General features: G+C 31.5%; 1 pseudogene. It reads left to right on the top strand.

Features of this window, described 5'->3' with window-relative positions:
* A pseudogene (gene hlgA / locus A6013_RS26380) lies at nucleotides 1-425 on the top strand (bi-component gamma-hemolysin HlgAB subunit A); the annotation flags it as partial.

Consider the following 425-nt stretch of genomic DNA (forward strand, 5'->3'; position numbering starts at 1 on the left):
TTTGATTTTGTAAAAGATAAAAAATATAACAAAGATGCCCTAGTTGTTAAGATGCAAGGCTTCATCAGCTCTAGAACAACATATTCAGACTTAAAAAAATATCCATATATTAAAAGAATGATATGGCCATTTCAATATAATATCAGTTTGAAAACGAAAGACTCTAATGTTGATTTAATCAATTATCTTCCTAAAAATAAAATTGATTCAGCAGATGTTAGTCAGAAATTAGGCTATAATATCGGCGGAAACTTCCAATCAGCGCCATCAATCGGAGGCAGTGGCTCATTCAACTACTCTAAAACAATTAGTTATAATCAAAAAAACTATGTTACTGAAGTAGAAAGTCAGAACTCTAAAGGTGTTAAATGGGGAGTGAAAGCAAATTCATTCGTTACACCGAATGGTCAAGTATCTGCATATGA

The sequence above is a fragment of the Enterobacter sp. IF2SW-B1 genome, assembly GCF_001743375.1.
In the GTDB taxonomy this organism is placed as follows: domain Bacteria; phylum Pseudomonadota; class Gammaproteobacteria; order Enterobacterales; family Enterobacteriaceae; genus Enterobacter; species Enterobacter bugandensis.